The organism is Delftia acidovorans NBRC 14950 (assembly GCF_001598795.1).
Taxonomy (GTDB): Bacteria; Pseudomonadota; Gammaproteobacteria; order Burkholderiales; family Burkholderiaceae_C; genus Comamonas; species Comamonas acidovorans.
In genome coordinates this window covers 1-1,893 of record NZ_BCZP01000066.1, presented here as the reverse complement: position 1 = coordinate 1,893, position 1,893 = coordinate 1, and the positions used below count along the sequence as shown (strand labels likewise).

Below are 1,893 nucleotides of genomic sequence, written 5' to 3'. Positions count from 1 at the left end.
CCTCGGTGCTCAACAGGCCAGGGATACGCATGCGCAGGAAGGCGTAGATGGCGGGGGTGTCGTAGTCCAGCATGCCGGCCAGAGTGGCAGGCTTGGCACGCATCAGGCCGGCGGCGTGGGCCACACGATGGTGAGCGGGTCCGGCTGGTCACTGATGTCACGCAGGGCCTGCCGGTAGGCCAGCCAAGGCGCCGGCACGGGCTCGCCCGTCTCCTGAGCGCGCAGCGTCACCCAGTCGCACGCGGCCAGGCGCCTGTCCCGCTCCGCACGTACGGCGGACCAAGCCTGCCCCAGGTCGATGACCCAGCCCCGGCTGGCCACGTCGAAGCGGTGGAACGCGCTGGGCGCCGCCGGCACGGCCACCAGGCCACCGTCCCAATAGAAGGCATTCGGGTCCGGCACGGGATGCGGCACGCGGCGAAAGCTTCCATTCGCCCCGGGCAGATCCTTGAGGTGACGGCACGGCGCGCTGCCCGAGCGCAGGATGCGGCCGGCGCCGTCGATCTGGATGAAGTGGATCATCGGCGCCCTCCTGTGGCGATGATGTTGGACAGAAAGACCGTGACTGTCTCCCCGGGGCCGGCCCGCGCCATGAGCCGGTATGAGGTCCAGCCGGATGGCGGGCTGCTGTCGAAGCAGCTGTTGTGCGCCGAAGTCCGGTAGCCGTTGGGCATCGACGTGCCGGTGTACTGCAGGCCGATCTCGCCCCGGTAAATGGTGAGGCTCAGGCTGCCGTTGCTGTTCACGGGCATGGCATTGACCAGGGCGATGACCACCACGCCGGAGCCGCCAGCGGCGTTGTTCACCCAGGCCGAACACAGCTCAACCTCTCTATCGCCGTAGATCGTGGTCATGCCGCCTGCGCCGCTGGCCATGGACGTGACCGAGCCGCCCGCGATCTGCAGCGTGCCAATGGCCGCCTGGCCGATGTAGGCCGTGCCGATGGCCGCCGTGTCCATGAACACACCGATGTTGTTGGACGTGATGCGCTGCAGCCGGTTGATGAAGTCGCTGGTGTTCATCGTCGTGCCGTCCGGAAACGCCACGGTGTCGCCGATGCGGGCCTTGTCCTTGGTGGCCAGTGGCCCCAGGCCGTTGACCTGGGCGGCCTTGAGATTGCGCAGCCATTGCGCATCGAGGCCGTTGGCGTCCAGGATGACGTTGCCGGCGTTGTCGCGCACGGTGAGGCCGCGCGTGTCCACCTTGCGGGCCGCCACTGTGCCGTCCACCAGCAGGTCGCCGTTGAGCACGGCGGCGGGGATCACCCAGGCCGCGCCCATCCAATGCCGGGTCTGGGTGAAGCTGGACCCGTTGGTGATGGTCACGGCATCGCCCACGATCAGGTGGTTGGTGTTGGGCGCGCTCCCGCTGTTGCCCAGGGCCTGCCAGACGGCCTGGCGCGCGGTGGCATCGCTCCAGAAGCTGCCGCTGGCCGACAGCAGCACCGAGCCGCGCAGGCCGTCCACGAGCTTCTTGCCCAGGCCGTCGATGCGCATGTTGCCCTTGAGATAGACGTTGCGCTGCAGGTAGATGCCGTCGCCATCGACGCCGAACACCACGTCTTCGGGCCGCGGCGTGCTCATCTGGCCGACGTTGTAGCTGGGGGAGACGATGGCGAACTTGTCGGCCATGATGATGAAGGCGCTGGAGGTCTTGCCGTTGACCTCCTCGGCCGCGATGCCGTAGCCGGCCAGGGCCCCGCCGGCCTGCACCTTGAGCGTGTACTGCGCGCGCAGGCCTTCGCTGTAGCCCGCCAGCACCGTCATCTCCTGCTCCAGCATGGCGCGGCCCGGTTTGCCGTCCTGGTAGTAGTTGCCCAGGGAGGCCTGCAGCTGCAGCACGTTGGTGGCCATGGCCCGCTGGCCGTCCGCGAACGCCGCCTGCGTGGCGCGC

Annotated in this window: 2 protein-coding genes; both read right to left on the bottom strand. The window is 68.7% G+C overall.

Annotation, left to right across the window (positions count from 1 at the left end):
- Window positions 1-102: 102 nt before the first annotated feature.
- Window positions 103-522: a tail fiber assembly protein gene (locus DA1_RS29230; protein ID WP_051940601.1), complete on the bottom strand. Its 420-nt coding sequence runs from the start codon at window positions 520-522 to the stop codon at window positions 103-105.
- Window positions 519-1,893: phage tail tip fiber protein (locus tag DA1_RS29225; protein ID WP_062794204.1), on the bottom strand; the 1,375-nt coding region annotated here is incomplete at its 5' end. The genes DA1_RS29230 and DA1_RS29225, both read right to left, overlap by 4 nt.